This is a genomic window from Paenibacillus sp. 01T422 (assembly GCF_056398785.1).
The window spans coordinates 1-649 of record NZ_JBFTQB010001510.1 but is presented as its reverse complement, the minus strand read 5'-3'; the positions used below and the strand labels follow the sequence as shown (position 1 = coordinate 649).

Annotated in this window: 1 pseudogene; it reads left to right on the top strand. The window is 44.7% G+C overall.

Annotated elements, in window-relative coordinates:
- Positions 1 to 246: pseudogene (locus tag AC1DUA_RS39890) on the top strand (IS110 family RNA-guided transposase); the annotation flags it as partial.
- Between the last annotated feature and the right edge of the window lie 403 nt (positions 247 to 649).

Below are 649 nucleotides of genomic sequence, written 5' to 3'. Positions count from 1 at the left end.
GGACAACTGAAGCTCAGTAAACGAGGCCGTCCACGGCTGCGTCACTTTCTCTATTTAGTCACGATGTGCATGGTCATGAGTAACCAAGAATTTAAAGCCTTACATCACCATAATGTTCAGGTGAAAAAGCTTAAAAAGATGAAGTCCATCATGAAGTTATGTGGAAAACTAGCTCGACTCTTAGTAGGAATGGCCCGTAGTGATGAAGCCTACAACCCCAATAAAATCTTTGCATTAGCAGCTTAAAATAAACCGTATCTCACGCAAGTTGGCGTATTCGCAGGAGATAAAGAAAGCACGGAGTATCGGGATACATTACGCAAAAAGGCTCCGACCTGTTCCGTTAGAAAGACCGACCTCCACCCCTTAGATAGATGTGACGAAGGAATGAGAGGGCTATTGACCCGTCGAGACATGGGAGTGAAAATCGCTAAGGGCACCGTGGAGAATACGTGCAGCATCTGGAATGTATTGGGTGAATCAACTCCACCTCTGTTCCCGCACGCCTTTTTAACGACACGTCCTAATATATCTCGCTATCTTTCGTTCATCATTAAAATCTAAAGGATAAAATCCTGCGAATAGACGAGCTTGCGTGAGGATATCAGATTATACCGCTGCGTGAGGATATCAGATTATACCGAGGGAG